The sequence below is a fragment of the Blastococcus litoris genome (assembly GCF_003075095.1).
GTDB lineage: Bacteria > Actinomycetota > Actinomycetes > Mycobacteriales > Geodermatophilaceae > Blastococcus_B > Blastococcus_B litoris.
Genome location: NZ_QCZF01000007.1, coordinates 186,215 through 212,168, shown reverse-complemented (window position 1 = coordinate 212,168; position 25,954 = coordinate 186,215). Strand labels below are relative to the sequence as shown.

Annotated in this window: 25 protein-coding genes and 1 riboswitch; of the genes, 10 read left to right on the top strand and 15 right to left on the bottom strand. The window is 73.4% G+C overall.

All coding sequences use genetic code 11. The annotated features are described in order from the left end of the window. Positions 1-2: 2 nt before the first annotated feature. The 5 genes from DCS98_RS16520 to DCS98_RS16500 are packed head-to-tail and all read right to left on the bottom strand — an operon-like array spanning position 3 to position 3,477. Positions 3-578 (bottom strand): DapH/DapD/GlmU-related protein, encoded by a 576-nt coding sequence (locus DCS98_RS16520; RefSeq protein ID WP_241038140.1) that lies wholly within the window; start codon positions 576-578, stop codon positions 3-5. Positions 579-591: 13 nt separating this feature from the next. Further along, the gene (locus tag DCS98_RS16515) at positions 592-1,581 is read right to left on the bottom strand and encodes an ROK family glucokinase (protein ID WP_116452470.1); all 990 of its coding nucleotides are present in this window, start codon (positions 1,579-1,581) and stop codon (positions 592-594) included. After that, a complete protein-coding gene (locus tag DCS98_RS16510; RefSeq protein ID WP_116452469.1) occupies positions 1,578-1,895 on the bottom strand; it encodes a hypothetical protein in 318 nt (105 codons plus the stop codon). The genes DCS98_RS16515 and DCS98_RS16510 overlap by 4 nt, the downstream gene beginning before the upstream one ends. Then, positions 1,892-3,040, bottom strand: coding sequence for an ArsA family ATPase (locus DCS98_RS16505; protein WP_116452468.1), 1,149 nt, complete (start codon positions 3,038-3,040; stop codon positions 1,892-1,894). Before DCS98_RS16505 ends, DCS98_RS16510 begins: the two co-directional genes overlap by 4 nt. 5 nt (positions 3,041-3,045) lie before the next feature. Further along, entirely contained in the window at positions 3,046-3,477 is a 432-nt protein-coding gene (locus DCS98_RS16500) for an SRPBCC family protein (RefSeq protein WP_116452467.1), read from the bottom strand. A 154-nt stretch (positions 3,478-3,631) separates the two neighbouring features. Between DCS98_RS16500 and DCS98_RS16495 the strand changes: the two genes are divergently transcribed. Beyond that, the gene (locus DCS98_RS16495) at positions 3,632-5,425 is read left to right on the top strand and encodes an AMP-dependent synthetase/ligase (protein ID WP_116452466.1); all 1,794 of its coding nucleotides are present in this window, start codon (positions 3,632-3,634) and stop codon (positions 5,423-5,425) included. 54 nt (positions 5,426-5,479) lie between these two features. Here the strand turns inward: DCS98_RS16495 and DCS98_RS16490 are convergent, their stop codons facing one another. The 5 genes from DCS98_RS16490 to DCS98_RS16470 all read right to left on the bottom strand — a co-directional run bounded on the left by DCS98_RS16490 (position 5,480) and on the right by DCS98_RS16470 (position 11,578). Continuing rightward, entirely contained in the window at positions 5,480-6,610 is a 1,131-nt protein-coding gene (locus DCS98_RS16490) for a glycosyltransferase family 4 protein (protein ID WP_116452465.1), read from the bottom strand. Continuing rightward, entirely contained in the window at positions 6,607-7,872 is a 1,266-nt protein-coding gene (locus DCS98_RS16485; RefSeq protein WP_116452464.1) for a M48 family metallopeptidase, read from the bottom strand. The genes DCS98_RS16490 and DCS98_RS16485 overlap by 4 nt, the downstream gene beginning before the upstream one ends. 84 nt (positions 7,873-7,956) lie before the next feature. After that, complete coding sequence (locus tag DCS98_RS16480; RefSeq protein ID WP_241038138.1) at positions 7,957-8,928, bottom strand: C40 family peptidase; 972 nt, start codon at positions 8,926-8,928, stop codon at positions 7,957-7,959. A 125-nt stretch (positions 8,929-9,053) separates the two neighbouring features. Further along, positions 9,054-9,217, bottom strand: a riboswitch (cyclic di-AMP (ydaO/yuaA leader). Positions 9,218-9,424: 207 nt separating this feature from the next. Next, positions 9,425-9,763, bottom strand: a complete 339-nt coding sequence (locus tag DCS98_RS16475; protein ID WP_116452462.1) for a hypothetical protein — start codon at positions 9,761-9,763, stop codon at positions 9,425-9,427. A 72-nt stretch (positions 9,764-9,835) separates the two neighbouring features. Then, positions 9,836-11,578: a D-alanyl-D-alanine carboxypeptidase family protein gene (locus DCS98_RS16470; protein WP_164704612.1), complete on the bottom strand. Its 1,743-nt coding sequence runs from the start codon at positions 11,576-11,578 to the stop codon at positions 9,836-9,838. Positions 11,579-11,768: 190 nt separating this feature from the next. Here DCS98_RS16470 and DCS98_RS16465 point away from each other — a divergent pair, with 190 nt between their 5' ends. Together DCS98_RS16465 and DCS98_RS16460 are read left to right on the top strand one after the other, a co-directional pair. Beyond that, positions 11,769-13,598, top strand: a complete 1,830-nt coding sequence (locus tag DCS98_RS16465; RefSeq protein WP_206340306.1) for a DEDD exonuclease domain-containing protein — start codon at positions 11,769-11,771, stop codon at positions 13,596-13,598. Beyond that, positions 13,595-13,882 carry an Lrp/AsnC family transcriptional regulator gene (locus DCS98_RS16460; protein ID WP_116452460.1) on the top strand — a complete coding sequence of 96 codons (288 nt, stop codon included), beginning with the start codon at positions 13,595-13,597 and terminating at the stop codon, positions 13,880-13,882. Before DCS98_RS16465 ends, DCS98_RS16460 begins: the two co-directional genes overlap by 4 nt. Positions 13,883-13,885: 3 nt before the next feature. On the opposite strand, the gene trpD is transcribed toward DCS98_RS16460, so the two are convergent. Further along, the gene (gene trpD, locus DCS98_RS16455) at positions 13,886-14,941 is read right to left on the bottom strand and encodes an anthranilate phosphoribosyltransferase (RefSeq protein ID WP_116452459.1); all 1,056 of its coding nucleotides are present in this window, start codon (positions 14,939-14,941) and stop codon (positions 13,886-13,888) included. A 7-nt stretch (positions 14,942-14,948) separates the two neighbouring features. Then, positions 14,949-15,389 carry a hypothetical protein gene (locus DCS98_RS16450; protein ID WP_116452458.1) on the bottom strand — a complete coding sequence of 147 codons (441 nt, stop codon included), beginning with the start codon at positions 15,387-15,389 and terminating at the stop codon, positions 14,949-14,951. Between the two features lie 133 nt (positions 15,390-15,522). On the opposite strand from DCS98_RS16450, the gene ctaE reads away from it, so the two are divergent. From ctaE to qcrB, 4 genes are read left to right on the top strand one after another with little or no spacing between them, the layout of a single operon-like run. Next, positions 15,523-16,137: an aa3-type cytochrome oxidase subunit III gene (gene ctaE / locus DCS98_RS16445; RefSeq protein WP_277394622.1), complete on the top strand. Its 615-nt coding sequence runs from the start codon at positions 15,523-15,525 to the stop codon at positions 16,135-16,137. Between the two features lie 7 nt (positions 16,138-16,144). Then, positions 16,145-16,984 carry a cytochrome bc1 complex diheme cytochrome c subunit gene (gene qcrC / locus DCS98_RS23945; RefSeq protein WP_277394621.1) on the top strand — a complete coding sequence of 280 codons (840 nt, stop codon included), beginning with the start codon at positions 16,145-16,147 and terminating at the stop codon, positions 16,982-16,984. After that, positions 16,981-18,096 (top strand): cytochrome bc1 complex Rieske iron-sulfur subunit, encoded by a 1,116-nt coding sequence (gene qcrA, locus DCS98_RS16435; RefSeq protein ID WP_116452456.1) that lies wholly within the window; start codon positions 16,981-16,983, stop codon positions 18,094-18,096. The genes qcrC and qcrA overlap by 4 nt, the downstream gene beginning before the upstream one ends. Further along, positions 18,096-19,778, top strand: a complete 1,683-nt coding sequence (qcrB, locus tag DCS98_RS16430) for a cytochrome bc1 complex cytochrome b subunit (RefSeq protein WP_116452455.1) — start codon at positions 18,096-18,098, stop codon at positions 19,776-19,778. Before qcrA ends, qcrB begins: the two co-directional genes overlap by 1 nt. A gap of 370 nt (positions 19,779-20,148) precedes the next feature. Here qcrB and DCS98_RS16425 read toward each other — a convergent pair whose 3' ends face one another. From DCS98_RS16425 to ctaC, 3 genes are all read right to left on the bottom strand, one after another. Further along, a complete protein-coding gene (locus DCS98_RS16425; protein WP_116452454.1) occupies positions 20,149-21,492 on the bottom strand; it encodes an FAD-binding oxidoreductase in 1,344 nt (447 codons plus the stop codon). A 127-nt stretch (positions 21,493-21,619) separates the two neighbouring features. After that, positions 21,620-22,024: a cytochrome c oxidase subunit 4 gene (locus tag DCS98_RS16420; protein ID WP_116452453.1), complete on the bottom strand. Its 405-nt coding sequence runs from the start codon at positions 22,022-22,024 to the stop codon at positions 21,620-21,622. Positions 22,025-22,072: 48 nt separating this feature from the next. Beyond that, positions 22,073-22,957 (bottom strand): aa3-type cytochrome oxidase subunit II, encoded by an 885-nt coding sequence (gene ctaC / locus DCS98_RS16415; RefSeq protein ID WP_206340305.1) that lies wholly within the window; start codon positions 22,955-22,957, stop codon positions 22,073-22,075. A 242-nt stretch (positions 22,958-23,199) separates the two neighbouring features. Here ctaC and DCS98_RS16410 point away from each other — a divergent pair, with 242 nt between their 5' ends. From DCS98_RS16410 to asnB, 3 genes are read left to right on the top strand one after another with little or no spacing between them, the layout of a single operon-like run. Beyond that, complete coding sequence (locus DCS98_RS16410) at positions 23,200-23,559, top strand: metalloprotease (protein WP_116452452.1); 360 nt, start codon at positions 23,200-23,202, stop codon at positions 23,557-23,559. Then, complete coding sequence (locus DCS98_RS16405) at positions 23,549-23,899, top strand: DUF3817 domain-containing protein (RefSeq protein ID WP_116452451.1); 351 nt, start codon at positions 23,549-23,551, stop codon at positions 23,897-23,899. Before DCS98_RS16410 ends, DCS98_RS16405 begins: the two co-directional genes overlap by 11 nt. Before the next feature lie 43 nt (positions 23,900-23,942). Beyond that, a complete protein-coding gene (gene asnB / locus DCS98_RS16400; RefSeq protein WP_116452450.1) occupies positions 23,943-25,886 on the top strand; it encodes an asparagine synthase (glutamine-hydrolyzing) in 1,944 nt (647 codons plus the stop codon). The last annotated feature ends 68 nt before the right edge of the window (positions 25,887-25,954 follow it).

The following is a 25,954-nucleotide window of genomic DNA, read 5'->3' as shown; positions in this document are numbered from 1 at the left end:
GCTCACCACTCCCGGCGGACGGTGCCCTTCGGCCCGGACACCAGGGACGCCGCGGGGACGTCGTCGGCCACGACCGTCCCGGCCGCGACGACAGCGTCCCGGCCGATGCTGACGCCGGGGAGGATGGTCGCGCCGGCGCCGATCCAGACGTTCTCCGCCACGTCGATGGGTGCACCGGTGAGCCACTGTCGCCGCTCCCCCGGGTCCACCGGGTGTCCCATGGTGATGAACGTGGCCTTCGGGCCCACCATCACGCCCTCGCCCAGCCGGATGCCGGCGTAGTCCAGGAACGTGCAGCCCTGGTTCACGAAGACCCGCTCGGCGAGGTCCAGCCGCAGGCCGTGGTCGGTGTAGAAGGGCGGGTAGATCGTCACCCGGGCCGGCAGTGGCCGCCCCAGGATCTGCTCCAGCAGCGCGGCCCGACCAGCCTCGTCCTCGAACGGCAGGACGTTGAGCCGCGACGTCAGCCGCGTGACCTCCAGGACGCGCTCGCTCATCGCCCGGAACGCGGGGCCCAGGACCCGCTCGCCCCGCGCCAGGAGCTCCGGGTCGTGGATGGGCAGGACGCGGTCGCTCACCTCGACCGTCGGCCTAGGCCTCGCCGTCGGCGACGGCCTGGCGGACCAGGTCGGCGGCACCCACGATGCCGGCCTGCGGGCCGAGCTCGGCGACGACGACACGGGGACCGGGCCGGAAACCGCGTCCGGGCAGCGCCCGCTCGAGCCGGTTCCGGGCCGGGCCGAGCACCATCTCGCCGAGCTTGCTGACCCCGCCCCCGATGACCACCACCTCCGGGTCGAGGCTGGCAGCCAGGTCGGCGATGCCCTGACCGAGCCAGACGCCGACGTCAGTGACCAGTTCCAGCGCGAGCGGGTCGCCGTCCGCGGCGGCGCGGGCGACGTCCTCGCCGGTGAGCCGGTCGGGCTCGCAGTCGACCCGCTCCAGCAGCCGGGCGGCCGCGGCCGGGGACGTGCGGGCGACCTCGCGGGCGGTCTGCCCGAGCGCGGTGCCGCTGGCGTACTGCTCCCAGCAGCCGCGGTTGCCGCAGGCGCACAGCCGGCCGTCGGGGACGACGCGCATGTGCCCCCACTCCCCCGCCACCCCGTGCGAGCCGCGGCGCAGCCGGCCGTCCAGGACGATCCCGCCGCCGATGCCGGTACCGAGCGTGATCATGAGCGCGAGGTCCGCGCCCCGCGCGGCGCCGTAGCGGTACTCCGCCCAGGCGGCGGCGTCCGCGTCGTTGCCCACCCACAGCGGGCGCTGGAGCCGGGACGCGAGGTCCTTGCGCAGCGTCGAGTTCCGCCAGGCCAGGTGCGGGCTGAACAGCACGGTGTCCCCGGTGCGGTCGAACCACCCCGCCGCGCCGACCCCCACGCCGACCAGCTCGCCGTCGTGGCCGGCGGCGAGCTCCTCGACCACCGCCGCGATGGCGTCCTCGGTGTCGCTCACCGAGGCGCCCGGCGTCGCCCGCCGCGCGGTGGCCAGGATCGTGCCGTCCTCGGCGACGACCCCACCGGCGACCTTGGTGCCGCCGATGTCGATGCCGAGCGCTGCCCGCCCGGCGGTCGTCGGCTCCGTCACGCGATGTCGATCTGCTGGACGGGCGCGGGCGGCTCGCCGTCCTGCGCGGGCGCAGTGGCCGGCGGGGCCGGCTGACCCGCCTCGGCCACCGTCCGCAGCGCCGCGGCCGCGGTCGTGAGCAGGTCGGCCAGAGCGGCCGTCACCTCGGGCCGCTCGCCGCGGACGACCGCGGCGACCTGGCAGACCGGGCACCAGCGGCAGTCGGCGGAATGCCCGGCCTCCCCGTCGGCAGGGGGGACGGCGGAGGCGAGGCTGCCGCGGACGGCCTCGACGAGGCGCTGCGCCTGGTCGATCCAGTCGGTTCCGGGGGTCATGAGGTCCTTCCCTCTGCGCCGAGGAGGTCGGCGGGCCAGAGCGTGGGGTCGGGGCGGAAGCCCACCTCGAGGCGCGCGTCGGCGGTACCGGGGTCGGCGAGCCGGCCACCGGTGACCTCGCAGCGGCGCAGCAGCGCATCGAGCCGGACCGAGCGGCGGACGCCGCCGACGGTGAGCACGAGGTCGTCGACCCAGCGGGTGAGCGTGACGGTGCCGTGCTCGGCGAACGGCAGCGGCAGTGCCAGCTGCCAGCTCCCGGCCTCCTGCCGCTCGGGCCCGGGAGCGGGGAAGCCGGTCGTCCCGGGCAGCTCGTCGACCAGGAGGCCGGCCAGCTCGTCCGCGTCGGCCGGGGCGGTGGCCGCCTCCGGCACGCGGTGCACCGGCGCCACCTCCGCCAGAGCGGCGAGGGCCGCGTCCTGCTCGGCGGCGCGGCGCGTGCTCCACTCGTCCTCGCCCGGCAGCGGGAGCACCCGGGTGAGCACGGCTCCCGCGCGGAGACCGTGCAGGCCGAGCACCGTCGCCGCCGCGCGCAGCGCGACCGCGGACGACGGGCGCGGGGGCGCCACCAGGTGCACGGCCGTGCCGGTCGGGTCGGCGAGGCGGTCGGCGGCCAGCAGCCGCTCCACCACCGGGACGGCGGACAGCGCGGCGTCGACCGGCCCGCGCCGGACCGCCCCGGAGGCGACGGCGGCGGTGCGGACGGCGCCGAGGGCGCGGACGCCGGGAGGCATCAGCTGGTCCAGCCACCACCGCAGGACGGCGGGGAGGCCGACCAGCGCCGACGCGGAGTCCACCGGGCCGGCGTCGACGACGACCAGGTCGGCCTCGGCCTGCGCCAGCTCCGCGAACAGGGCGATGTCCCCGGCGCCGGGGAGGGGGACGACGGACGAGGCGGGCGGCAGGCTCGCGTGCGGCAGCACCGCGCCGATGCCCTCGGCGGCGCCGGCCCACAGGCCCTCCACGGCGGCCTGCGGGTCGGCGGTCCGGACGGTGAGGCCCGGTTCGGCCCCGAGCCCCGAGGCCGCAGGCGCTCGGCGGGAGAGCAGCACCGTCCGGCGTCCCGCCCGCGCGGCACGGACCGCCGCCGCGGCGGCGAGGGTCGAGGTCCCGGCCCCGCCCGGGCCGGTGAGGAGGAGCGTGCGCACGCGGGTCAGCCCTCGACGCGCTTCTTGAGCTCCTTGAGAGCCGTGTCGAGGATGACCTTCTCGGCCTTGCGCTTGATCATCCCGAGCATCGGGATCGAGAGGTCGATGGTGATCGCGTAGGTGACCTCGGTGGCGCCGTCCTGCTCGGTGAGCGTGTACGACCCCTCCTGGCGCTTCTGCATCTGGCCCTTGACCAGGTTCCAGGACACCTTCCGGTCGCCGTCCCACGTGTAGTCGAGGACGTAGTCGTCCTTGACGGCGCCGGCGTCGAGGACGAAGTGCACCTGGCGGGCGCGGCCGTCGGGTCCGGTCTCGAGGACCTCCACCTTCTTGGCGGAGGCGACCCACTGCGGATAGGCGCCGAAATCGGCGATGACCGCCATGACGTCGGCCGCAGGGGCGTCGACGACGATCGACTGGGTGGACTGGTCGGCCATGGGACGCAGGCTAACCGTTTCCCGCCGCCCGGCGAGCGGACGGCCCGGGACTCTGCTACTCACGGGTAGCCAGAACGGCTAGATTCTCCACGACGTCCCTGGCCGGGGCCGTGGGCGACGGTGCCCGCGGGCGGTGGGGAGGAGAGGACCAGGCGTGCGCGAGTTCAGCGTTCCCGCGACCACCGAGGTGGGTCCGGACGAGGCCATCCCCGACATGCTCACCACCAACGTCGCCGAGCACGGCGACGAGGTGGGCCTCCGCCGGCGGGTGGACGGCCAGTGGCGGGACGTCACGTGGAAGCAGTTCGGCGACGAGGTCCGTGGCGTGGCCAAGGGGCTCGTCGCCGCCGGCGTGGCCGCCGGTGACCGCGTCGCGCTGCAGGCCAAGACGCGCTACGAGTGGACGGTCTTCGACTTCGCCATCTGGACCGCCGGCGGCGTCGTCGTCCCGATCTACGAGACTTCCAGCGCCGACCAGGTCGCCTGGATCCTGTCCGACTCCGGTGCGACCGCCGTGGTCGTCGAGCGCGACGAGCACGCCGCCGCCGTCGAGTCGGTCCGCGACCAGGCGCCCGACCTCCGCTCGGTGCACGTGATCGACGACGGTGCGATGGAGCAGCTGATCGCGTCGGGTGCGGACGTGCCCGACAGCGAGCTCGACGCGCGGCGGGCGTCCCTCACGGCCGACAGCACGGCCACGCTGATCTACACCAGCGGCACCACGGGGCGGCCCAAGGGCTGCGAGCTCACCCACTCGAACTTCCTGTTCGAGATCGGCAACGGCATCACGCTGCTCGACCGCTTCATGAGCGTTCAGGGCTCGCTGCTGCTGTTCATCCCGCTCGCGCACGTGCTCGCGCGGGTCCTGCAGGTCGGCGCCGTCAAGAACCGCACCGTCATCGGCCACACGCCGGACGTGAAGAACCTGCTCGAGGACCTGGGCGACTTCCAGCCGACGTTCGTGCTCGCCGTGCCGCGCGTGTTCGAGAAGGTCTTCAACAGCGCCAAGGCCAAGGCCGAGGGCGACGGCAAGGGGAAGATCTTCGACAAGGCCGCCCAGGTGGCCATCGACTGGTCCCGCGCCCAGGACACCGGCGGCCCCGGGCTGGCGCTGCGCGCCCAGCACACGCTGTTCGACAAGCTGGTCTACGGCAAGCTGCGGGCCGCCCTGGGTGGCCGCTGCCTCGGCGCGATCTCCGGCGGCGCTCCGCTCGGCGAGCGGCTGGGCCACTTCTTCCGCGGCATCGGCGTCACCGTCTTCGAGGGCTACGGCCTGACCGAGACGACGGCCGCCGCGTCGGTCAACCACGACGAGGCGCTGCGCATCGGCACCGTCGGGCGCCCGCTGCCGGGCGTCGAGTTCCGCATCGCCGACGACGGCGAGGTGCTCATCCGCGGCGGCATCGTCATGCGCGGCTACTGGAAGAACGAGGACGCCACGAAGGAGGCCATCGACTCCGAGGGCTTCTTCCACACCGGCGACCTCGGCGAGCTCGACGACGACGGCTTCCTCACGATCACCGGCCGCAAGAAGGAGATCCTGGTGACGGCGGGTGGCAAGAACGTCGCCCCTGCCGTCCTCGAGGACCGGCTGCGCGCGCACCGCCTGGTCAGCCAGTGCATCGTCGTCGGCGACCAGCGCCCGTTCATCGGCGCGCTGATCACCCTCGACGAGGAGGCCCTGCCGCAGTGGCTGGAGTCCAAGGGCAAGCCGGCCGACCAGTCGGTCGACCAGCTGCGCGAGGACCCGGAGCTCGAGGCCGAGATCGACGCCGCGGTGAAGGACGCCAACAAGGCGGTGTCGCAGGCCGAGGCGATCAAGAAGTTCACGATCCTGGCGACGGACTTCACCGAGGACAACGGGATGCTCACCCCGAGCCTGAAGCTCAAGCGCGCCGTCGTCATGAAGGAGTTCGGCGACGAGGTCGAGAAGCTCTACGCCCGCTGACACCGCCCGCCGGCACTCCTGCTGAGCCCCGTCCCGCACGTCACGGGGCGGGGCTCAGTGCTGTGCGGGGTCGAGGAGGTCGGCGAACGTCGCGGCGATCCGGGTCCAGGACCACCGTTCCTCGACCCAGGCGCGGCCGGCCCGCCCCATGGCCCGCGCCCGCTCCGGGTCGGCGAGCAGCTCGGCCACGGTGTCGGCGACCGCGGCCGGGGAACGCGGGTCGACGACGTGGCCGGTGACGCCCTCCCGGACCGCTTCGGGCGCACCGCCGGAGGTACCGGCGACGACCGGCCGCGCGCAGGCCGCCGCCTCGAGGAACACCATGCCCAGGCCCTCGACGTCCAGGCCCGCCCGGCGGGTGCGGCACGGCATGGCGAAGACGTCGCCCGCGGCGTAGTGCGCAGGCAGCGCGGCCGGCTCGACCGGCCCGGTGAAGACGACGGAGCCCGTGAGCCCGCGCGCGGCCACCGCCCGCCGCAGGGAGGCCTCGAGCGGACCACTGCCGACCAGGAGCAGGCGGGCCCCGGGGTGCCGCGCCAGCACCCGTGGCCAGCCGGCCACCAGGACGTCCTGGCCCTTGCGCGCGACCAGGCGGGACACGCACACCACGACCGGCGCGTCCCCGAGCCCGTACCGCTCGCGGACCGCGGCGCCGTCGGCGTCCGGGGTGAACCTCTCGACGTCGACGCCCGGTGACAGCTGGGCCATCCGGGTGCGCCCGCCGAGGGCCGGGGCGAGGCGGTCGCGGGTGTAGTCGCTGATGTAGGTGAGGACGTCGAGCTGGGACGCGATCCGCTGCATCAGCAGCCGGCTGCCCGGCAGCGCCACCCACCCGGTCTCGTGGCCGTGGGTGATGCCGAGGACGTGCCCGACACCGGCCGCGCGGAGGGCCGGCGCGACGAGGCCCAGCGGGGCGGCCGCGCCGAAGACGGCGCTGTCGCACCCGTGACTGCGGGCGAGCTCGGCCGCCGCCCGGGCGACCGGCCGGGTGGGCAGCAGCATGGTCGTCGGGTAGCGGACCACCTCGTAGGGCAGCGTGGCGTCGTGCTCCTCCCAGCCCGGTGACCGCGAGGCGAGCACGACCAGGGACTCCGGCGGCCGCCGGGCCAGGAGCGCCGCGACGAAGGTCTGGATGCCGCCCTGGCGCGGCGGGAAGTCGTTCGTGACGACGAGCGTCCGGCTCACGGTTGCTCCAGCCGCGTCCAGTCCTCGGCAATGGCCAGGCGCTGCGCCACCGTCGGGTGGGAGCCGTAGAACCACTGCCAGACGGCCGGCGGGTCCGGGTCGTTGAGGTTGGAGCCGGCCAGGTCGCGCTGCATGTCGGCGAAGGCCCCGGGGTCACGGGTCAGGTCGAGGGCGTGCACGTCGGCCCGCGCCTCGATGTGCCGGGACACCGTGTTCTGCACCGGGGTCGCGACCAGCGTGCCGATGGTCATGAGGAACAGCACCAGGGGGATCACGCGCGGGTCGCCCGGCGCGTCGGCGCCGGCCCGGCGCAGCAGTGCGGGCGAGGAGATCAGCCAGCCGAGGAGCGCGACACCGGCGCCCGCCCCCAGCGCGCCGATCAGCGTCCCGGTGAGGACGTCGTCGGTCGCCACGTGGCCGAGCTCGTGCGCGACGATCGACTCCACCTGCGCGTCGGGCAGGCCGTCGAGCACCGTGTCGTAGAGGACGATGCGGCGGGTCGACCCGAACCCGGAGACGTAGGCGTTGAGGGCTGTCGTGCGTCGCGACGCGTCCGACACGAGCACGTCCTCGACCGGCGTCCCGTTCTCCTCCGCCAGCTCCAGGAGGTCGCTGCGCAGCTGCCCGGCGGCCAGCGGCTCGAACTCGTTGAACGCCGGCTCCATGAGCACCGGCCACAGGAAGGAGCCGACGACGACGAGCGCGGCGGCGCCGGCCGCCGCCCACGCCCACCAGGTGCGGGGCAGCTTCCGAGCGAGGAGGACGACGACCAGCAGCCCGAGGGCGGTCAGCCCGGCGTCGATGGCGGTCGAGACGCTGACATCGCGCAGCCACAGGCCCCAGCTGCGTGTCGAGAGCCCGTACCGGTGGCGCACCGACTCGCCGTACGCGGACAGCGGCAGGGTGACCAGGCGGCCGATCACCGCGAGCGCCAGGACGCCGAGGAGGACCTGCCAGACCCACCCCCCGCCCAGCGGCGCCGCCACCGCGCGCACCAGCCGCGAGCCGAGGCGGGTGAGCCCGAGCAGCGCGGACACGACCAGGCCCAGCAGCAGCGACGCGACCGAGGCGGGCCGCAGCGACGCGGCGAAGGCCTCGGCGCGGCCGAGCTCGGTGGCCGACAGGCCTGCGGTCGGGTCGAGCGGGGTGCGTCCGCCCGGCGGTTCGGGCAGCGGCGACCAGGGGGTGGCGACGGCGATGACCACGACGAGCGCGACGCCGAGGACGACCGCCGTGATCAGGGCGGCCCGGCGAGCGGTCACCCGGCCGATCCTAGGAGGGCCCGGAGAGCGACGGGGGCCGGTGACCCCTGGGCGGGTCACCGGCCCCCGGCGCGGTGCGGTCGTTCAGCCGGCGATGCGGCGGGCGTGCGTGAAGCCGCTCATCGAGTTGAAGTCGACCACCATGACCGGCTTGCTCGACGTCGACGCGTGGACCATCTTCCCGTTGCCGACGTACATGGCCACGTGGCTGGTCGGGCTGTAGTAGAAGAGCAGGTCGCCGGGCTGCAGCTCGCTCACCGAGACCGGGGTGCCCATCGTGGACTGGCTCCGGCTCGAGTGCGGCAGGCTCACGCCCGCCGCGGAGTAGGCGTACTGCGTCAGCCCGGAGCAGTCGAACGAGTCCGGGCCGCCGGCGCCGTAGACGTAGGCGTCGCCGACCTGGGCGAGAGCCGTGTCCACCGCGACCTGCGCGGCGCCGCTGGGCGCGACGACGCCGCTCGGGACTGCCTGCGCCTCTGTCCCGCCGTGCGCACGGGCCACCTCGGCCTGCTGCGGAGCGCTGAGGGCGGCGTACTGGCGCTCGTAGTCGGCGATGTCCGCCTCCAGCTCCTCCTGCTGGGCGGCGATGTCGTCGACGGCCTCCTGCGCCTCGGCGCGGGCCTCGGCGGCGTCGGCCTGGGCGCGCTCGGCCGCCGAGGCGGCCTCCGCGATCTCGGCCAGCTGCTGGTTGGTGTGACCGGCGATGGCGTCGAGCGTGCCGAGCTGGTGCACCAGGTCGTCGGCCGAGTCGCTGGTCAGCAGCACGTCCAGCCGCGAGAAGCCCTCGCTGGTGTAGGCGGAGCGGGCCAGTTGGCGCACCTGCCCGTCGAGGGAGTCCAGCTGCGCCTGGGCGGCGGCGGCGGCCGCCTCGGCGTCGGCGACGGCGACCTGCTGCGCGTCGAGCTGGACCTTGGCCTCGTTGAGCTGCTCGGTGACCACCTCGAGCTCGTGCTGGGCCTCGGCGACCTTCTGGGCCGCCTGGGCGGCATCGGTGACGGTGGCCGGGTCCGCGGCGGCGGTCCCCGGCAGGACGGTGAACGTGAGGGCCGCGGTCACCCCGAGGAGGAGACCCGAGCGCAGCCATCCGACGTGTCCGGACGTGGACGGACGAGGGAGGTGCGACTGTTCGAGGGCGTGCGGCAGTACGGCGTGTGGGGTCGCCACGAGCGGCGGCTCTCCGTTTCTTCCTCTGCTACCGCCTACCGAGTTAGCTGACGGGTTCGGGCTGGGAAGACTGGCCCTATCCCCTGCGCACCGGCGAACCGGCCCAGCAGGAGAACTCACCCCAGGACTGCGGTGGGTCCCCGGCTCGCCGTCCGGCACCCCGTTCAGGCGCCTTCTGGCGATTAGGCGGTGCCCGTCCGAGGTCACCCCTCAGCGGGTGACGACCACTCGGTCGGACCGGCCGACCCTACGACCGTGATGTCCCCGTGACAAACCGAGGCCTCTGGGACCCCTGTGACGCAGGTCGCCGAGAGGGGCGTCGTCGCAGGTCAGCGATCCGCACCGGACGGCGTGTGACGTGGAGCGGACCGTTCCGTCCGGGTGCTCGTCAGCCTGTCCGGCGGCCGCTGCCGGCGCCTCCGGCGGACCCGCCGCGGTGCCCCTCGCGGTGTCGCAGCGGCGGCACCAGGCCGACGTCGGCGAGGGCACGGACGGCCCGCCGCTCGACGTCGTCGAACTCGACGACGACGCCCGGCCGCGGGACGACGACGTCCTCCGCGGCGACGTCGTCCGCCGTCGCCTCGACCGCGCCGCGGGCGCGGCCGGGAAGCGGCACGACCACCGGGTCGGTGCTCTGCCAGCCCGGCGGCGCACCGAGCAGGACGGTGACGACGCAGTCGGCGCAGCCCGTCGGGCGTGCGGTGCAGGTGTCGCAGTCGATCAGCATGGCTCTTCTCCTCCGTGAGTCGAGACGCACGCTAGGAGGGGCCACCGACAATTCCGGTCCGCCGCCGGGCGCTCAGGTGCCGGCGTACTCCCAGTGCCAGGGCTCCTCTCGGCCGCGACCGGGCTCGGCCCAGTCGGGGTGCAGGAAGCCGAACCGGCCCGCGTTGGCCTTCAGCCAGTCGTACTGGGGCGTGCCGAACCGCTCGATCCCGCCGCAGAGGTCGACGGCGAGCCCCCAGCCGTGGTTGCTCGTGCCCGGGACGGCGGCCAGCGCCGGTTTCTCCCCGTAGAGCTTCACCTGGCTGGCGTAGGTCCGGTAGGAGTCGGTGATGCAGATCGGCGTCCCGAAGGCGCCGGCGAAGGCCGTCGACATGGCCTTGTAGGCCGCCGCCGCGTCGCAGCGCAGCGAGTGCGACCCGACGCCGATGGGGCACAGGGCGCTCGGCGGGATCAGGCCGTTCGGGTAGCCGCCCCACGACCGCGCGCCGTCGTAGCTCGGCGGGTAGACGGTGTTGCCGCACTCCATCGTCAGCGCCCCGCCGGTGGGCCCCGGAGCGGTCACCGGCGCGCGCTGGCCGAGCGTCGGCCGGCCGATCCCGAGCACCTGGTCGGCGGGCAGCGTGCGGACCACGACCGCGCCGGCCCGCGCGTCGGCGGCGAGCATGGTCTTCGTGTCCAGGGCGATGCCCACGTGGCCCAGACCCGCCTCGGGGGTCCCCAGGAACACGAGGTCCCCGGGGAGCACGTCGGCGGGGGCGACCGGGGTGGTCACCGCGAACAGCTCCGCCTGGTCGCCCGGCAGCGCCACGCCGGCCCCGCCGTAGACCGACTGCACCAGGGCGCCGCAGTCCCAGGAGTCCGGACCGGCCGTTCCCGGGGCGTAGGGCCGCCCGAGCGCGTCCATCGCGGCGGTGACGGCGGCCAGCGTCTCGGCCGGGAGGACGAGCAGCGAGGCGGGCTGGCGGGGCAGCTGGGCGGCGCCGCGCTGGGCTCCCCCACCGCTCGCACCCACCGGCACGAGCCCCGGCGGGAGCCCGCCCGCGGGGTCGAGCAGCGCCGCAGCGGGCGGAGCCGTGATGCCGGCTGCCGCGAGCTGCTCGACGTAGGCCCGCCAGTTGGCCGCCGTCCGCTGGTTGACGTCGAGCTGCTCCTGCTGCAGCTGCGCGAGCTGGCGGTCGACGACGCTGAGCGCGTCGTCCAGCTCGTCGGTGACCGCGTCGGCCTGCGCCTCGAGCTCGGCCACCTTCGCGGCGACGGCGTCCGCGCGCTCGCGCGCCTGGCCCAGGGCGGCCTCGGCGCGTCTCTGCTCGTCGAGCGCTGCCTGCCGCTGCCTCTCGGCGGCGCCGATGACCTGGGCGGCGTGCGCGTCGACGACGTCGAGGAAGCCCATGGCCGCGACGACCTCGCCCGGGTCGCCGCCCGAGAGCAGCAGCGTCAGCGGGGTCACCGCCCCGCCGTCGCGGTAGACCGCCGCGGCGTAGCCGGCCACCTCCCGCTGGTAGACGGCGAGCTCGCCCTCGGCGTCGGCCACGACAGCCTCGGCCGCGGCCACCGCCTCCTCGGCGCGCGCCTGCTCCTCGCGGGCAGCCGCGACCTCCGTCTGCTGCTCCTGCAGGCCGGTCTGCACCTCTGCGGCCCGCTGCTGGAGCTGGTCCAGGGCGCGGCTGTCGAGCACGGCCGACGTCCCGCCGGGCTGGTCGCTGGGGTCCGCCGCAGCGGGCTGCGCCGCGGCGACCGCGAGCGCGGCGACCACGAGGACGGGCAGGGCCGTCCGGGCCGCCGTCCCACCAGTGCGCCACCGGGAGCGCGGGAGCATCAGACCACCTCTGCGTGTCAGGGCCGCGCTCGTCCTCGGGCGCGGCCCACCAGGGGAGATGGTGTCCTGAACACCCGCCGTCCGCCAGGCGAAACAGGGCGGTTCCCCTCCGGCGGGCGACAACCCGCGCGCCGCCCTCCCCCGGCGCGGCATCACAAGAGTGTCATTACCCCGACCTACCGTCCGCCCCGTGCCCTTCCCTCCCGCTGCCGCCCCCCAGCTGAGCCGGTACGAGCAGGTCACGATCGACGAGCTCGGCACGCCGCTGGCCGACGTCACCTTCGTCGTGGTCGACCTGGAGACGACGGGCGGATCGCCCAAGGACAGCGCGATCACCGAGATCGGTGCGGTCAAGGTGCGCGGTGGCGTCGTGCTCGGCGAGTTCCAGACGCTGGTCGACCCGGGGCGGGAGATCCCGCCCTACATCAGCGTGCTGACCGGGATCACGTCGATGATGGTCGCCGCGGCGCCGCGGATCGGCGCGGTGCTGCCGGGATTCCTCGAGTTCGCCCGTGGCGCGGTGCTGGTGGCGCACAACGCGCCGTTCGACCTCGGGTTCCTCAAGGCCGCGTGCGCCGAGAACGGCATCGCCTGGCCGGCGGCGGCATCGGTGGACACCGCGGTGCTGGCCCGGCGGCTGCTCAGCCGCGACGAGGTGCCCAACTGCAAGCTGGCCACCCTGGCGCCGTACTTCTCGGCCACCACCTCGCCGACCCACCGCGCGCTCGACGACGCGCGCGCCACCGTCGACGTGCTGCACGGCCTGTTCGAGCGCCTGGGCCCCCTGGGCATCACGTCGCTCGAGGAGCTGACCGGCCTCACCCGCCAGGTCGACCCGGAGCGGCTGCGCAAGCGGCACCTGGCCGACGGCGTGCCGCGCGGCCCGGGCGTCTACCTCTTCCGCGGCCCCCGCGACGAGCCGCTCTACGTCGGGACGTCGAACGACCTGCGCAGCCGCGTCCGCAGCTACTTCTCCTCCAGCGAGCAACGCAGCCGGATCACCGAGATGGTGGCCCTCTCCCAGCGCGTCGACGCCATCCCCTGCGCGCACGACCTGGAGGCGGCCGTCCGGGAGCTGCGGCTGATCGCCGAGCACAAGCCCCGGTACAACCGGCGCTCCCGGTTCCCCGAACGCGCGCTGTGGGTCCGGCTGACCGAGGAACCCTTCCCCCGGTTGTCGGTCGTCCGGCGGGTGCGCCCCGGCGCGGGCGTCTTCCTCGGCCCGTTCCCCGACCGGCGCGCCGCCGACGCCGCCGTCGCGGCTGTGCACGAGGCACTCCCGCTGAGGCAGTGCACGACGCGGATCTCCCCGCGGGTGCCGACGTCGGCGTGCGTGCTGTTCGGCATGGGCCGCTGCGGTGCGCCGTGCACCGGCGCCCAGTCGGTGGAGGAGTACGCCTCGATCGCCTCGGTGTTCCGCGCCGCCGTCGACCACGACCCGGCCGACCTGGTCGCCCCGCTGCTGGCCCGCGTGGAGCGGCTCGCCGGCGAGGAGCGCTACGAGGACGCCGCCGTCCTGCGCGACCGCGTCGCGGTCCTCGTCCGGGCGGTCCGGCGCCGCCAGCGCCTGGAGTCGCTGGCCGCCGTCCCCGAGCTGGTGCTGGCGCGCGCCGACGGCTCGGGCGGCTGGCACCTCTCCGTCGTCCGCCGCGGGCGCCTGGTCGCGGCCGGCGGCGCCCCGCAGGGGACGTCGGTCCGCGGCACCCTCCCCGGCCTGCTGGCCTCGGCGGAGACCCTCCTCGGACCGGAGGAGGAGCTGGCGGCCACCGTCGACGAGACGGAGCTGATCATGCGCTGGATGGAGAAGCCCGGGACCCGGCTCGTCGAGCTCACCGGCACCCTGGCCTGCCCCGCGCCCGGGACCGGCGGCTTCAGCTCGTTCCTGGAACGCGTGGAGACCGGCCGCACCGAGCGCAACCCGTTCGCCGACGACCGCTCCCTGGGCACCCGGGCCCGCCCCGAGCGGGTGACCGCGGGTGCGGGCGCCGGCGGGCGCACCCGGCTAGGCTCCCCGGCGTGATCACCGCCATCGTGATGATCGACGCGGCCACCGACGCGATCCCCGAGGTGGCGGCGGCGATCGCCGACCTCGACGGCGTGAGCGAGGTCTACTCGACCGCCGGCGAGGTCGACCTCATCGCGATCGTGCGGGTCCGCGAGTTCGAGCAGATCGCCGAGGTCATCGCCGGCCGGATCAACAAGGTGCCCGGTGTCCTCGAGACCGAGACGCACATCGCCTTCCGCGCCTACTCCCGGCACGACCTCGACGCGGCGTTCTCGATCGGCTTCGACACCGCCGACTAGCAATTAGCTGCCGGCCGCCGAGCTCACCGCCACCCAGCGTTCGAGCTGGGCGGTCGCCCGCCCGTCGTCGATGGCGGCCGCAGCGCGGTCCATGCCGGCCGCGATGGCGTCGTGGAGGCGGGCCGGTCGCTCGTCGAAGGCGGCCAGCGCGGCGGCGGCGTTGAGGACCACCGCGTCGCGGACCGGCCCCGCCTCCCCCGCGAGCACCCGGCGGAACACGTCGGCGTTGAACTCCGGCGGCCCGCCGCGCAGCGCGTCGGCCGTCGCGACGGGGATGCCGAGGGCCGAGGGGTCCAGCCGGTCGGCCTCGACCTCACCGCCGCGCACCACCCACACCGACGAGGTCGTCGCCGTCGTCAGCTCGTCGAGCCCGTCGTCGCCCCGGAACACCAGCGCGCGACCGCCGCGGGCGGCGAGGACGTCCGCCATCACCGGGGCCATGCGGGCATCGGCGCAGCCGATGGCGGCGGCACCGGGGCGGGCGGGGTTGGTCAGCGGCCCGAGGAAGTTGAACACCGTGCCGATGCCCATCTCGCGGCGCGCGGGTCCGGCGTGCCGCATGCCCGGGTGGAACACCGGCGCGAAGAAGAAGCCGATGCCGGCCTCCTCCACGCAGCGCGCGACGCCGGCGGCCGGGAGCTCGATGCGGACGCCGAGCGCCTCCAGCACGTCGGCGGCCCCGGAGGACGAGGACGCGGCACGGCCCCCGTGCTTGGCGACCGGCACACCGGCGGCCGCCGCGACCACCGCCGCCATCGTGGAGATGTTCACGGTGTGCGCCCCGTCGCCCCCCGTGCCGACGATGTCGACGCAGTCACGGGAGAGCTGCACCGGCGTCGCCTGGGCCAGCATCTCGGCCGCCAGCCCGGCGACCTCCTCGGCCGACTCCCCCTTGGCGCGCAGCGCCACGGCGAAGGCGGCCACCTGCACGGGAGTGGCCTCACCGGTCATGATCTCGCGCATCGCCCACGTGGTGTCGGCGGCGGAGAGGTCCTGGCGCGCCAGCAGCCGGTTGAGCAGCTGCGGCCAGGTCCGCCGATCCGGGTCGGGCGCGCTCACGGGCGGCTCACCGGCGGACGACGGGGCGCTGCGCGTGCTCGCGCAGCAGGTCCGCCACCACGCCGGGGGCGGTGAGCGGGTCGATCGGCAGCGGCAGCGTGCCCTCCGCCCGCGACCAGTGCGCCAGCCAGCGGTCGGGCTGACGGGCGATCAGCACGCAGACCGCGGGCCGGTCGACGACCTCCTGGTCCAGCGTGCGGGCGACCGCCAGGCCACCGGTCGGCTGGGCCTCGCCGTCGAGGATGCAGAGGTCGACACCGCCGGCGTCGACGGTGGCCACGACCTCGTCGCCGGTCTCGCACTCCAGCCAGGTGATGGGACCCACGTCGGCCGCCGGCCGCCGGCCGACCGCCGTCCGGACGGCGTCGCGGACCTCCGCGCGGTGGCTGTAGACCACCACGGCGGCCGGCGCGGACTCGCTGCGAGAGGTGTCGGAGACGGTGCTCACGCCGCGGAGCCTAGCGGCAGAGCAGCACAAATCCCTGAGCAGGCGCGGTATCGGTAAAGAGCTGATCACTTTGCCGCCACGCCCAGCGCACCCGCAGTCGTACCGGGCCCCGGCCGATGCCATGATGACCCTCGTGACAACGGCCCCCGTCGCGAGCAGCACCTTCGACACATCGCGGGTGCACTCCCTGACCCGACCGAACATGGTCAGCGTCGGCACGATCATCTGGCTCTCCAGCGAGCTGATGTTCTTCGCCGGCTTGTTCGCCATGTACTTCACCGCGCGAGCCCGCGCCACCGATGGGTGGCCGCCGGAGCCGACCGAGCTGAACCTGCCCTACGCCACCATCTTCACGGTCATCCTGGTGCTCTCCTCGGTGACCTGCCAGTTCGGTGTGTTCGCGGCGGAGAACGGCAACGTCTACGGCCTCCGACGGTGGTTCACGATCACCTTCGTGATGGGCCTGGTCTTCGTGCTGGCGCAGGCCAACGAGTACCGGGTGCTGGTGACCGAGCACGGCACGTCGATCTCGTCGTCGACGTACGGGTCGGTCTTCTACCTGACCACCGGCTTCCACGCGCTGCACGTCATCGGGGGTCTCGTCGCCTTCGTCTACCTGCTCATCCGGTCCACCATGGGCCGGTTCACGCCAGCACAGGCGACCGCCGCGATCGTGGTCTCGTACTACTGGCACTTCGTCGACGTCGTGTGGGTCGGGCTCTTCGCCACGATCTACCTGATCCGCTAGGGAACCGGTGTCCACCACGAACCCGCAGTCCGAGGCCGTGCTCGCTGACGACGGCAACCCCGCACGCCGGGCCCGAGCCCGGCGCCGCTCGAAGCACCGCCGCCGCCTGGCCAACGTGGCCGGCCTGATGACCGCCCTGGTCCTCACCGGCGCGCTGTACTCGGTGTTCGCCCCGGCGCAGGCCGCCGACGACACCAGCGAGTCGGCTGCCGAGGCCGCCGGCCGAGAGCTCTACGAGCGCAGCTGCATCACCTGCCACGGTGAGAACCTCGAGGGCGTCCCGAACCGGGGCCCGTCCCTCATCGGGGTCGGCGAGGCGGCCGTGTACTTCCAGGTGCACACCGGCCGCATGCCGCTCGTGCGCCAGGAGGCCCAGGCGCCGGACAAGCCGGCCGTCTTCTCCGACGAGGAGATCGACCAGCTGATGGCCTACGTCCAGGCCAACGGCGGCGGTCCGACCCTCCCCTCGGGCGACCTGCGCGACGGCGACCTGGCCCAGGGCGGCGAGCTGTTCCGCCTCAACTGCGCCTCCTGCCACAACTTCGTCGGCGAGGGTGGCGCCCTGAGCTCGGGCAAGCACGCGCCCAGCCTCAACGACGCCACTGACATGGAGATCTACACGGCGCTGCTCAGCGGGCCGGAGAACATGCCGGTCTTCGGGGACAACCAGCTGACCCCCGAGGAGAAGCGCTCGATCATCAACTACGTCCAGACCATCAGCGCACAGGCCGACCCCGGCGGTGCCGGCATCGGTCGCATCGGTCCGGTCAGCGAGGGTCTGGTCATCTGGGTCGTCGGGATGTCCGCCCTGCTGTTCGGCATCTTCTGGATGGGGAGCAAGGCGTGAGCACCACCCGCGACACCCGCCCCGGGTCCACCGGCGGCGACGACGTCCCCGGCCCCCTGTACGGCGGCCCGGACGACGACTACACCCCCGAGCAGCTCGCGGCGATGAGCCGGCTCGAGCTCGACCGCCTCGGAGCCCGCTACGACGGCGTCGAGATCCTGCACGTGGACCCGGGTCCCGAGCCCGGCTCGGTCATGGAGAAGCGGGCCATCCGCCAGGTCGGGCTCGTGTGGGCCCTGGCCGGGCTCTTCGCCTTCCTCTTCGTGGTCGTCTACGTCGGCTCGGGCTGGTTCCTGCCGGACTGGCAGTGGAACATCACCGAGGGCGGCTGGAGCGCGCTCTTCACGCCCCTGCTCGGCCTGTTCATGGGCCTGTCGCTGCTGTGCGTCGGCTACGGGCTGGTGCTCTTCACGAAGAAGCTGCTCCCGCACGAGACCGCGGTGCAGGACAAGCACGACGGTTCGCACTTCGACCGCGTCACCGCGGGCGCGACGCTGGTCGGCGGCTACCACAACAGCGGCCTGGGCCGGCGCAAGCTGATCACCCGCTCCCTCGCCCTGATGGGCGGCGGCGTCGGCCTCATGCTGATCATGCCGCTCGGTGGCCTGATCAAGAACCCGAACAAGGGCAACCCGCTCGGCACCACTGCCTGGGCCGAGGGCGTACGGCTCGTCCGCGACGACGGCACGCCGATCCGGCCCGGCGACCAGGAGCCCGGCTCCCTGGAGACGGTCTTCCCGGCCGTCCCGGGCGGGAACCGGCAGGCCGATGCGGCCACCATGCTCATCCGGCTCCGCCCGGCACAGGTGGAGACGCTGGAGCCCCGCGACGGTCAGGCCGGCTTCGCCTACGGCGAGTACGTGGCCTACTCGAAGATCTGCACGCACGCCGGCTGCCCCGTCTCGCTCTACGAGCAGGAGACCAGCCGCATCCTGTGCCCGTGCCACCAGTCGCAGTTCGACGTGACGCAGGGCGCCAAGCCGGTCTTCGGTCCCGCCACCCGCGCGCTCCCCCAGCTCCCGCTCGGTGTGGACGACGAGGGCTACTTCATTGCGCGCAGCGATTACATTGAGGCTGTGGGCCCCACCTACTGGAACCGGGAGCGCATCTGATGGCTCGTACCGCCGTTGCACCTGGCGCCCCGACCACCAAGCTGGGCAAGGCTGCCTACGAGGTGGACGACCGCCTGATCATCGCCCCGTGGGTACGCCGGACGATGAACAAGGTCTACCCCGACCACTGGTCGTTCCTGCTGGGTGAGATCGCGCTCTACTCGTTCCTCATCCTGCTGCTGTCGGGTACGTACCTGACGTTCTTCTTCGACGCCTCGATGCGCGAGGTCGTCTACGAGGGCTCGTACGCGCCGCTGCGCGGCGTGGAGATGTCGGCCGCCTACGACTCGGCGCTGAACCTGTCGTTCGACGTCCGCGGCGGCCTGTTCATGCGGCAGCTGCACCACTGGGCCGCGCTGCTGTTCGTCGCGTCCATCGTGGTCCACCTGCTGCGCATCTTCTTCACCGGCGCGTTCCGCCGCCCGCGCGAGACCAACTGGCTGATCGGCGTCGTGCTGCTGGTCCTGGCCCTGCTGGAGGGCGTCACCGGCTACTCGCTGCCGGACGACCTGCTCTCGGGCACCGGCCTCCGCATCATCAGCGCGATCCTCCTGTCGATCCCGGTCATCGGCACCTGGGCGCACTTCGCGGTGTTCAACGGCGACTACGTCGGCGAGCAGATCATCGGGCGGTTCTACATCGTCCACGTGCTCCTGATCCCGGCGATCCTGCTCGCGCTCATCGCGCTGCACCTGCTGATCCTGGTCAAGCAGAAGCACACGCAGTTCCCGGGAGCCGGCCGGACCGAGCACAACGTCGTCGGCAACCGTCTGTTCCCGACGTTCGCGGCGAAGGCCACGGGGCTGATATTCGTGGTCTTCGGCGTCTGCGCGGCGCTGGGCGGCCTGGTGCAGATCAACCCGGTCTGGCTGTGGGGTCCGTACAACCCGGCGCAGGTGTCGGCCGGTTCCCAGCCGGACTGGTACATCTTCTTCCTCGACGGCTCGACCCGGATCTTCCCGCCGTGGGACATCAACCTCCCCGGCGACTACACCATCCCGGCGCTGTTCTGGCCGACGGTGGTCATCGCCGGCATCATGTTCACGCTGCTGGCGCTCTACCCGATGATCGAGCGGAAGCTGACCCGCGACACCGCGTCGCACCACCTCCTCCAGCGGCCGCGGGACGTTCCTGTCCGCACGTCGCTGGGCGTCATGGCGCTGACCTTCTACTTCTGGCTGATGCTGGCCGGCGCGAACGACGTCTTCGCGGACAAGTTCAACGTCAGCCTGAACGCCATGACGTGGGTCGGCCGGATCGGCGTGATCATCCTGCCGCCCATCGCCTACGCGATCAGCTACCGGATCTGCCTGGGTCTGCAGCAGCACGACCGCGAGGTCCTCGAGCACGGCATCGAGACCGGTGTCATCCGCCGGCTGCCGCACGGCGAGTTCATCGAGGTCCACCAGCCGCTCGGGCCGGTGGACGAGCACGGCCACAGCCAGCTGGCCTACGGCGGCGCTCCTGTGCCCAAGCGGATGAACCACGTGGGCGGCGCACGCCGCGCGATCCGCGGCTTCTTCTCCCCCGTCGAGGAGCCGAGCCAGGTCGAGCTCGAGCAGCGCGCCGAGGGTCGCGGGCTGGCGCCCGGTGAGAGCGAGCGCGAGCTCACCTCCTCCGGACGTCCGTCCGAGGGTGGCCGGCCCTCCGAGGGCGGTCGGCCGCAGGAACCGCGCGACTGAGCACAGCGTCCCTGCGGGGACGAGCAGAAGGGCCCCGGTGGACATCCACCGGGGCCCTTCTGCGTCGTCAGGAGAAGAGCTCTCCCTCGTCGACGTCGTCCGGCGGCGCCATGGTGCGTGCGGCGACGCCCCGGGCCGTCAGCTCCTCGACGAGGATCGCGAGCACGGCTCCGCCTGCCGTCTTGGCATCTCGCCGTCGCAGCCGACGGACGTCTGCAGTCCGAGGCGGTTCCGGTGGACGGCGGTGTGGTGCGGCGTCCCGTGGGCGGCGCGCCAGCGGATCGTCCCCGGGTCCGGCCCTCGGGGCGAGGGCGACGCCGGCCCCGTCACCCACCGGTCCCGGCCGACGCCGGACGAGCGGGCGCGCCGCTCAGCCGCCCTGTGCGACGCCGACCCGGCCCGGGGGGATGTTCTGGTTGAGGTGGAAGACGTTGTCCGGGTCGACCACGTCCTTGAGCGCGGTCAGCCGCGCGAGCTTGGCGGCCGGGTAGGCGCGCCGCACCCCGGCGGCTCCCTCGTCGCCCAGCACGTTGACGTACACGCCGCTGGCGAACGGCTCCAGACGGGCGGCGCTCGCGCGGGCGGCCGCGATGCGGTCGTCGTCCTCCGCCGGATCGGTCCACCGAGCCGCACCGACGTACTCGACGACGCTGCCGCGCTGGCTGAAGGCGCTGGCGTCGTCCGGGACCGCCGCGATCGCCCCGCCGTAGGCCTGGAGGCTGGCCGCCACGCCGGGGTCGTGCCCCAGCAGCGCCTCGAGGGCGGCATCGGGCAGCTGCCGGAAGTAGTGCCCCTTCAGGTACCGGCGCAGCTCGTGCCCCTGGGGCGTGTCCCCGCTCCGCTGGAGCGCGAGGTAGGTCTGCTCCTCCACCCGCCGGGCCACCGGCTGCCCCAGCGCCGTGAGCGCGCGTGCGTGCGCCCGGCCCTCGTCCGGGTCGCCGACCCACACGAAGCCCAGGGTGACGACGCCTCCGAAGACACCGGCCGTGTAGGTCGCCTGGAGCGGCGCATCAGCCAGCAGGTCCCGCCACCGGGCCGTCGCCGCCCAGGCGCCGGCGAGGGGGAAGTCCAGCTCCACGCTGAGCGCCCGGGTCCCGGTGGGGTGCAGCTGGAACTCGAACTCGGTCACCACGCCGAAGTTGCCGCCGCCTCCCCGGAGTCCCCAGAACAGCTCCGCGTTCTCGTCGGCCGTGGCGCGGACGACCTCACCGCCGGCGGTGACCAGCTCGTACGCCAGCACGTTGTCGCACGCGAGGCCGTACCGCCGCGCGAGCCAGCCCATCCCGCCGCCGAGCGTGAGGCCGCCGACCCCGGTGTGCGAGACGTTGCCGGCCGTCGTCCCCAGCCCGTGCTCCTGGGCGGCCCGGTCCAGCGCACCGAGCAGGGCTCCACCCTGGACGCGGGCCCGGCGCCGCTCCGGATCGACGCGGACACCACCCATCGGCGTCAGGTCCACCATCAGGCCCCCGTGCGGCACGGCCAGCCCGACGGCGCTGTGCCCACCGCACCGGACCCCGATCTCCAGGCCCTCGCGACGGGCCAGCCCGATGGCGGCGACGACGTCGGAGGTGCGCCGGCAGCGGACGATGAGGGCCGGCCGATGGTCCACCGCGGCGTTCCACACCCGGCGCGCCCGGTCGTATCCGTCGTCGCCCGGCCGGAGGATCTCGACGGCTGGACCCTCCGGCGCGTGGGGTGGCGACAGCTCGACCATCGGAGTCCTCCTCGGCGCGCGGTGGTGGTCACCGGTTGACCGGTCGCGGCCCCGGAACTGATCGCTCGACGACCGAGGGCCCCGCCCGCGCGGTGCGGGAGGGGCCCTCGGTGGTGCGTTGCCGAGCTCAGCTCTGGGTGGCGTTCTGCCCCACGTAGAACTCGAAGAGCAGGCCCCCGATGGTGATCAGCAGCGCGGCGGCCGCGATCAGGATCAGCCAGGAGTACCAGAAGGCCAGCGCCAGGCCCATGAGGCCGGCGGACAGCGCCAGCCCGAACGGCCAGTAGCTCGCCGGCGGGAAGAAGCCGAGCTCACCGGCGCCGTCGGCGATGTCGGCGTCCTTGCGGTCCTCGGGACGAGCGTCGATGCGGCGGGAGACGAACCAGAAGAACCCGCCGATGAGACCGGTGAGACCGGCCGAGAGGGCGAGCGCGGTGGTGCCGATCGGCTCCCGCGACCAGACGCCGTAGACCACGGCCGCCACCACGCAGAAGAACGCGATGATGTTGAAGATCAGCGACTCGACCTTCACGGCCGTGCCTCCTCGTACGTCGGAGCGATCAGGGTCGGGGTCGACACGTCAGCCGCCGGACGTCTGCTGGTCGATGTTCTTGTTCTGCAGCGACTCGAACGGCGTGGTGGTCGACGACAGACCGGGCTGGCCGATCTCCTCGAGCGCTTCGAAGGTGTCCAGGCCCGACTCGCGCGCCTCGAGGTAGGCGTCGTAGTCGTCGCCGGACACCGCGCGGACCTCGAAGTTCATGAACGCGTGGTAGGTCCCGCACAGCTCGGCGCAGCGCCCGACGTAGGCGCCCTCCTCCTGGACGGTCACCTCGAAGACGTTGTCGCGGCCGTTCTCGTTGCCGGGGATGACGTCGAGCTTGAAGAGGAACTCGGGCACCCAGAACGAGTGGATGACGTCGGCGGAGGCCAGCTCGAACCGGATGGTGCGGTCGGTCGGCAGCACCAGGATCGGGATCTCGGAGCTGGTGCCGACGGTGTCGACGGGCTCTCCGTCGGGCCCCTCGGTCTCCGGGTAGACGAACTGCCAGTTCCACTTGAACGCGTTGACCGCGATCGTCTCGTCGGGGTTGTCCGAGCGTTCCTGGACCTTGTTCTGCACGACCACCGTGTAGAAGAACAGCCCGGCGATGATCAGGAACGGCAGGATCGTGTAGACGATCTCCAGCGGCAGGTTGTACGCCGTCTGCTTCGGCAGCTCGTCGCCGCGCTTGCGGTGCCTGACCACCGACCAGCCGATGAGGGCCCAGACGGCCACGCCGACGATCAGAGCCGCGATGACCGAACCGGTCCACAGCTCGCGCATGGCCTGGGACTGCTCGGTGATGCCCTCCGGCCAGCCGAAACGCCAGAACTCGTTGTTCGGCATCTCGCATCCGGTGAGGGTCACGACCCCCAGGAGACCGAGCGCGGCCAGCCGCGCGAGCCTGCTGCCTCGAGCCACTGCTCGCTGCCTCCTCGTCCTCCGTCCGGGTGCCCGGACGGTCCTCCCAGCGGGACGTCCGCCGGGTTCCGGCAGACGGCATCCACGCCGATCACAGTGTGGGCCGAGACTAGCCGACTCCGCTCGGCGGCTGACCACCGGAGACACCGCACCGGCGGGTCGCGGGGTGACGGGGGGCGCGACCGCCGTCGCTGGGCACGAGCGCGCCCGGTGCCCGCGGCGCGACGGTTAGAGTCGAGAGCGTGTTCTCCCGGCTGCTGACACCCAAGTGGCTGCTCCTGCACCTGCTGGTGGCGGTCCTGTTCGTGGCCACCTTCTTCCTCGGCTACTGGCAGCTCACCAAGGCCGAGGCCGGAGGCGGGGCGGTCAACTGGAGCTACGCGCTGCAGTGGCCCCTCTACGGCTTCATGGGGCTGTGGTTCTACCTGCGGATGGTCCGGATCGAGCTGAACCGCGACCCGGACGACGAGGCCCCGGGTGCCGAGGTCGTGCTGTACCAGCGCCCCCGCATCGACACGTCAGGAGACCCCGAGCTGGCCGCCTACAACGCCTACCTCGCCGAGCTCAACGAGCGGGCCCTGGGGCAGCGCCATGGCCGCTGACCGCACCGCCCCCGCCCGCGACTCCGAGCAGGCCATCGCGGCGGCGCTCCAGCGCTACCGCGTCATGGCCACCGTCGTCGGCGTCCTGCTGGTCCTGCTGTTCGTGGTCGCCGTCCCGTTGAAGCACTGGGGCGGCATCCCGGAGCCCGTGACGGTCCTGGGGACCGCGCACGGGTGGCTCTACGCCCTGTTCTTCCTCTCCGCCGTGGACCTCGCGCTGCGGGCGAAGTGGAGCCTCAAGGGCACCGCGATCACGCTCGTGCTGGGCACCATCCCGTTCCTGTCCTTCGTCGGCGAGCGCACCGTCACCCGCAAGATGCGCGCCGGCGAGCGCGTGTGACCCCCGCCGACAGCCCCTCCCCCACCCCGAGGACTCCTGCCTGATGTGTGGCCTGCTCGCCTACTTCTCCACCGACGCCGACCGGGTGGACGACGGCACGGTGACGGCGGTGCGCGAGGCGCAGCACTGCATGCGCCACCGCGGACCGGACGAGAACGAGGCGTGGTGGGACGACCGCGCGGTGTTCGGCTTCAACCGGCTGTCGTTCATCGACATCGAGCACAGCCACCAGCCGATGCCCTACGCCGACGGCCGCTACCGGATCGTCTTCAACGGCGAGATCTACAACTACGTGGAGCTGCGCGCCGAGCTGAAGGCCGCGGGTGCGACCTTCGCCACCGAGGGCGACACCGAGGCGATCGTCGCGGGCTACCACCTGTGGGGCGAGGACGTGGTCGACCGCCTCCGCGGCATGTTCGCCTTCCTCATCTGGGACACCGAGACGCGGACGGTCTTCGGTGCCCGCGACCCGTTCGGCATCAAGCCGCTGTTCACCACCCGGCTGGCCGACGGCGCGCTGGCCTTCTCCTCGGAGAAGAAGGCGCTGCTCGAGCTCCTCGGCGGCAGCAAGGCCGCCGGCGGCGTGGACGCCGCCTCGCTGCAGCACTACCTGACGCTGCAGTACGTGCCGGAGCCGGCGACGCTGCACGCGGGCATCAGCCGCATCGAGAGCGGCACGAGCTTCACCGTCGTGGACGGCGAGCTGCGCACCCGGCGCTACTTCCACCCGACGTTCCCCGTCCGGCCGGTGCCGAAGGGCGAGGAGCAGGCCCTGTTCGACCGCATCGCCGACGTCCTCGACGACTCGGTCCGCATGCACATGCGCGCCGACGTGACCGTGGGTTCGTTCCTGTCCAGCGGCATCGACTCCACGGCGATCGCCGCGCTCGCCCACCGCTACAACAGCGACCTGATGACCTTCACGGTCGGCTTCCAGCGGCAGGCGCAGTCGGAGATCGAGATCGCCGCCGAGTCCGCCGCGATCCTCGGGGTGCGGCACGTGCCGGTGGAGGTGACGGCGCAGGAGTTCGCCGACGCGATCCCCCTGGTCGTCTGGTACCTCGACGACCCCGTCGCCGACCCCGCGCTGGTGCCGCTGTACTTCGTCGCCCGCGAAGCCCGCAAGCACGTGAAGGTGGTGCTCTCCGGGGAGGGCGCCGACGAGCTGTTCGGCGGCTACACGATCTACCGGGAGCCGCTCAGCCTGGCGTGGGCCACGAAGCTGCCCCCGCAGGGCCGGCGGGCCCTCGGTGCGCTCGCCCGGATGCTCCCGGAGGGCGTGCGGGGCCAGGACCTGCTGCGTCGGGCCTCGACCCCGCTGGAGCAGCGGTACTACGGCAACGCCCGGAACATGCGCGACGACGAGCTGGCCGCGATGCTGCGCGGGCACGACCCGGACCTCTCGCACGTGCAGGTGACCGAGGACCTGTACCGGCGCACGCGCGAGGCCGGCTACGACGACGTCACGGCGATGCAGTACGTCGACCTGTTCACCTGGCTGCGCGGTGACATCCTCGTCAAGGCCGACAAGATGACGATGGCCAACTCGCTCGAGCTGCGCGTGCCCTTCCTGGACACCGAGGTGTTCGCGCTGGCCAGCACGCTGCCGCTGGAGATGCGCGTCCCGCGCCGGGGTGACGCGACGAAGTACGCGCTGCGCCGGGCCATGGAGCAGATTGTCCCGCCGCGGATCATGAACCGGCGCAAGCTCGGCTTCCCGGTGCCGACCGCGGAGTTCCTCGGCGGGCCGCTGCACGAGTGGGCCCAGCAGGTCATCACCGACAGCCAGACCGACGAGTGGCTCGACCGCGACGTGCTGCGCCGCCTCCTGGCGACGCTGCCCGGCGCCGACCCGACGACCGTCGGCGCCAAGCGGACCGCCCGCCAGCTCTGGACGGTGCTGGTCTTCATGATCTGGCACGGGATCTTCGTGGAGGAGCGGATCAAGCCCGAGATCCCGGAGACGGTCTACCCCGTGCGCCTCTGAGCCCCTCGGCACTAGCGGCCGTGAACCACCGAGGCCCGGAATCGATGCGATTCCGGGCCTCGATGGTT

Bases quoted from the DNA above. Each gene is read 5' to 3' on its own strand.
- asnB (WP_116452450.1), top strand. From the start codon at position 23,943: ATGTGTGGCCTGCTCGCCTACTTCTCCACCGACGCCGACCGGGTGGAC.
- qcrB (WP_116452455.1), top strand. From the start codon at position 18,096: ATGGCTCGTACCGCCGTTGCACCTGGCGCCCCGACCACCAAGCTGGGC.
- DCS98_RS16470 (WP_164704612.1), bottom strand. From the start codon at position 11,578: ATGCTCCCGCGCTCCCGGTGGCGCACTGGTGGGACGGCGGCCCGGACG.
- DCS98_RS16510 (WP_116452469.1), bottom strand. From the start codon at position 1,895: ATGACCCCCGGAACCGACTGGATCGACCAGGCGCAGCGCCTCGTCGAG.
- DCS98_RS16405 (WP_116452451.1), top strand. From the start codon at position 23,549: ATGGCCGCTGACCGCACCGCCCCCGCCCGCGACTCCGAGCAGGCCATC.
- DCS98_RS16425 (WP_116452454.1), bottom strand. From the start codon at position 21,492: ATGGTCGAGCTGTCGCCACCCCACGCGCCGGAGGGTCCAGCCGTCGAG.
- DCS98_RS16500 (WP_116452467.1), bottom strand. From the start codon at position 3,477: ATGGCCGACCAGTCCACCCAGTCGATCGTCGTCGACGCCCCTGCGGCC.
- DCS98_RS16475 (WP_116452462.1), bottom strand. From the start codon at position 9,763: ATGCTGATCGACTGCGACACCTGCACCGCACGCCCGACGGGCTGCGCC.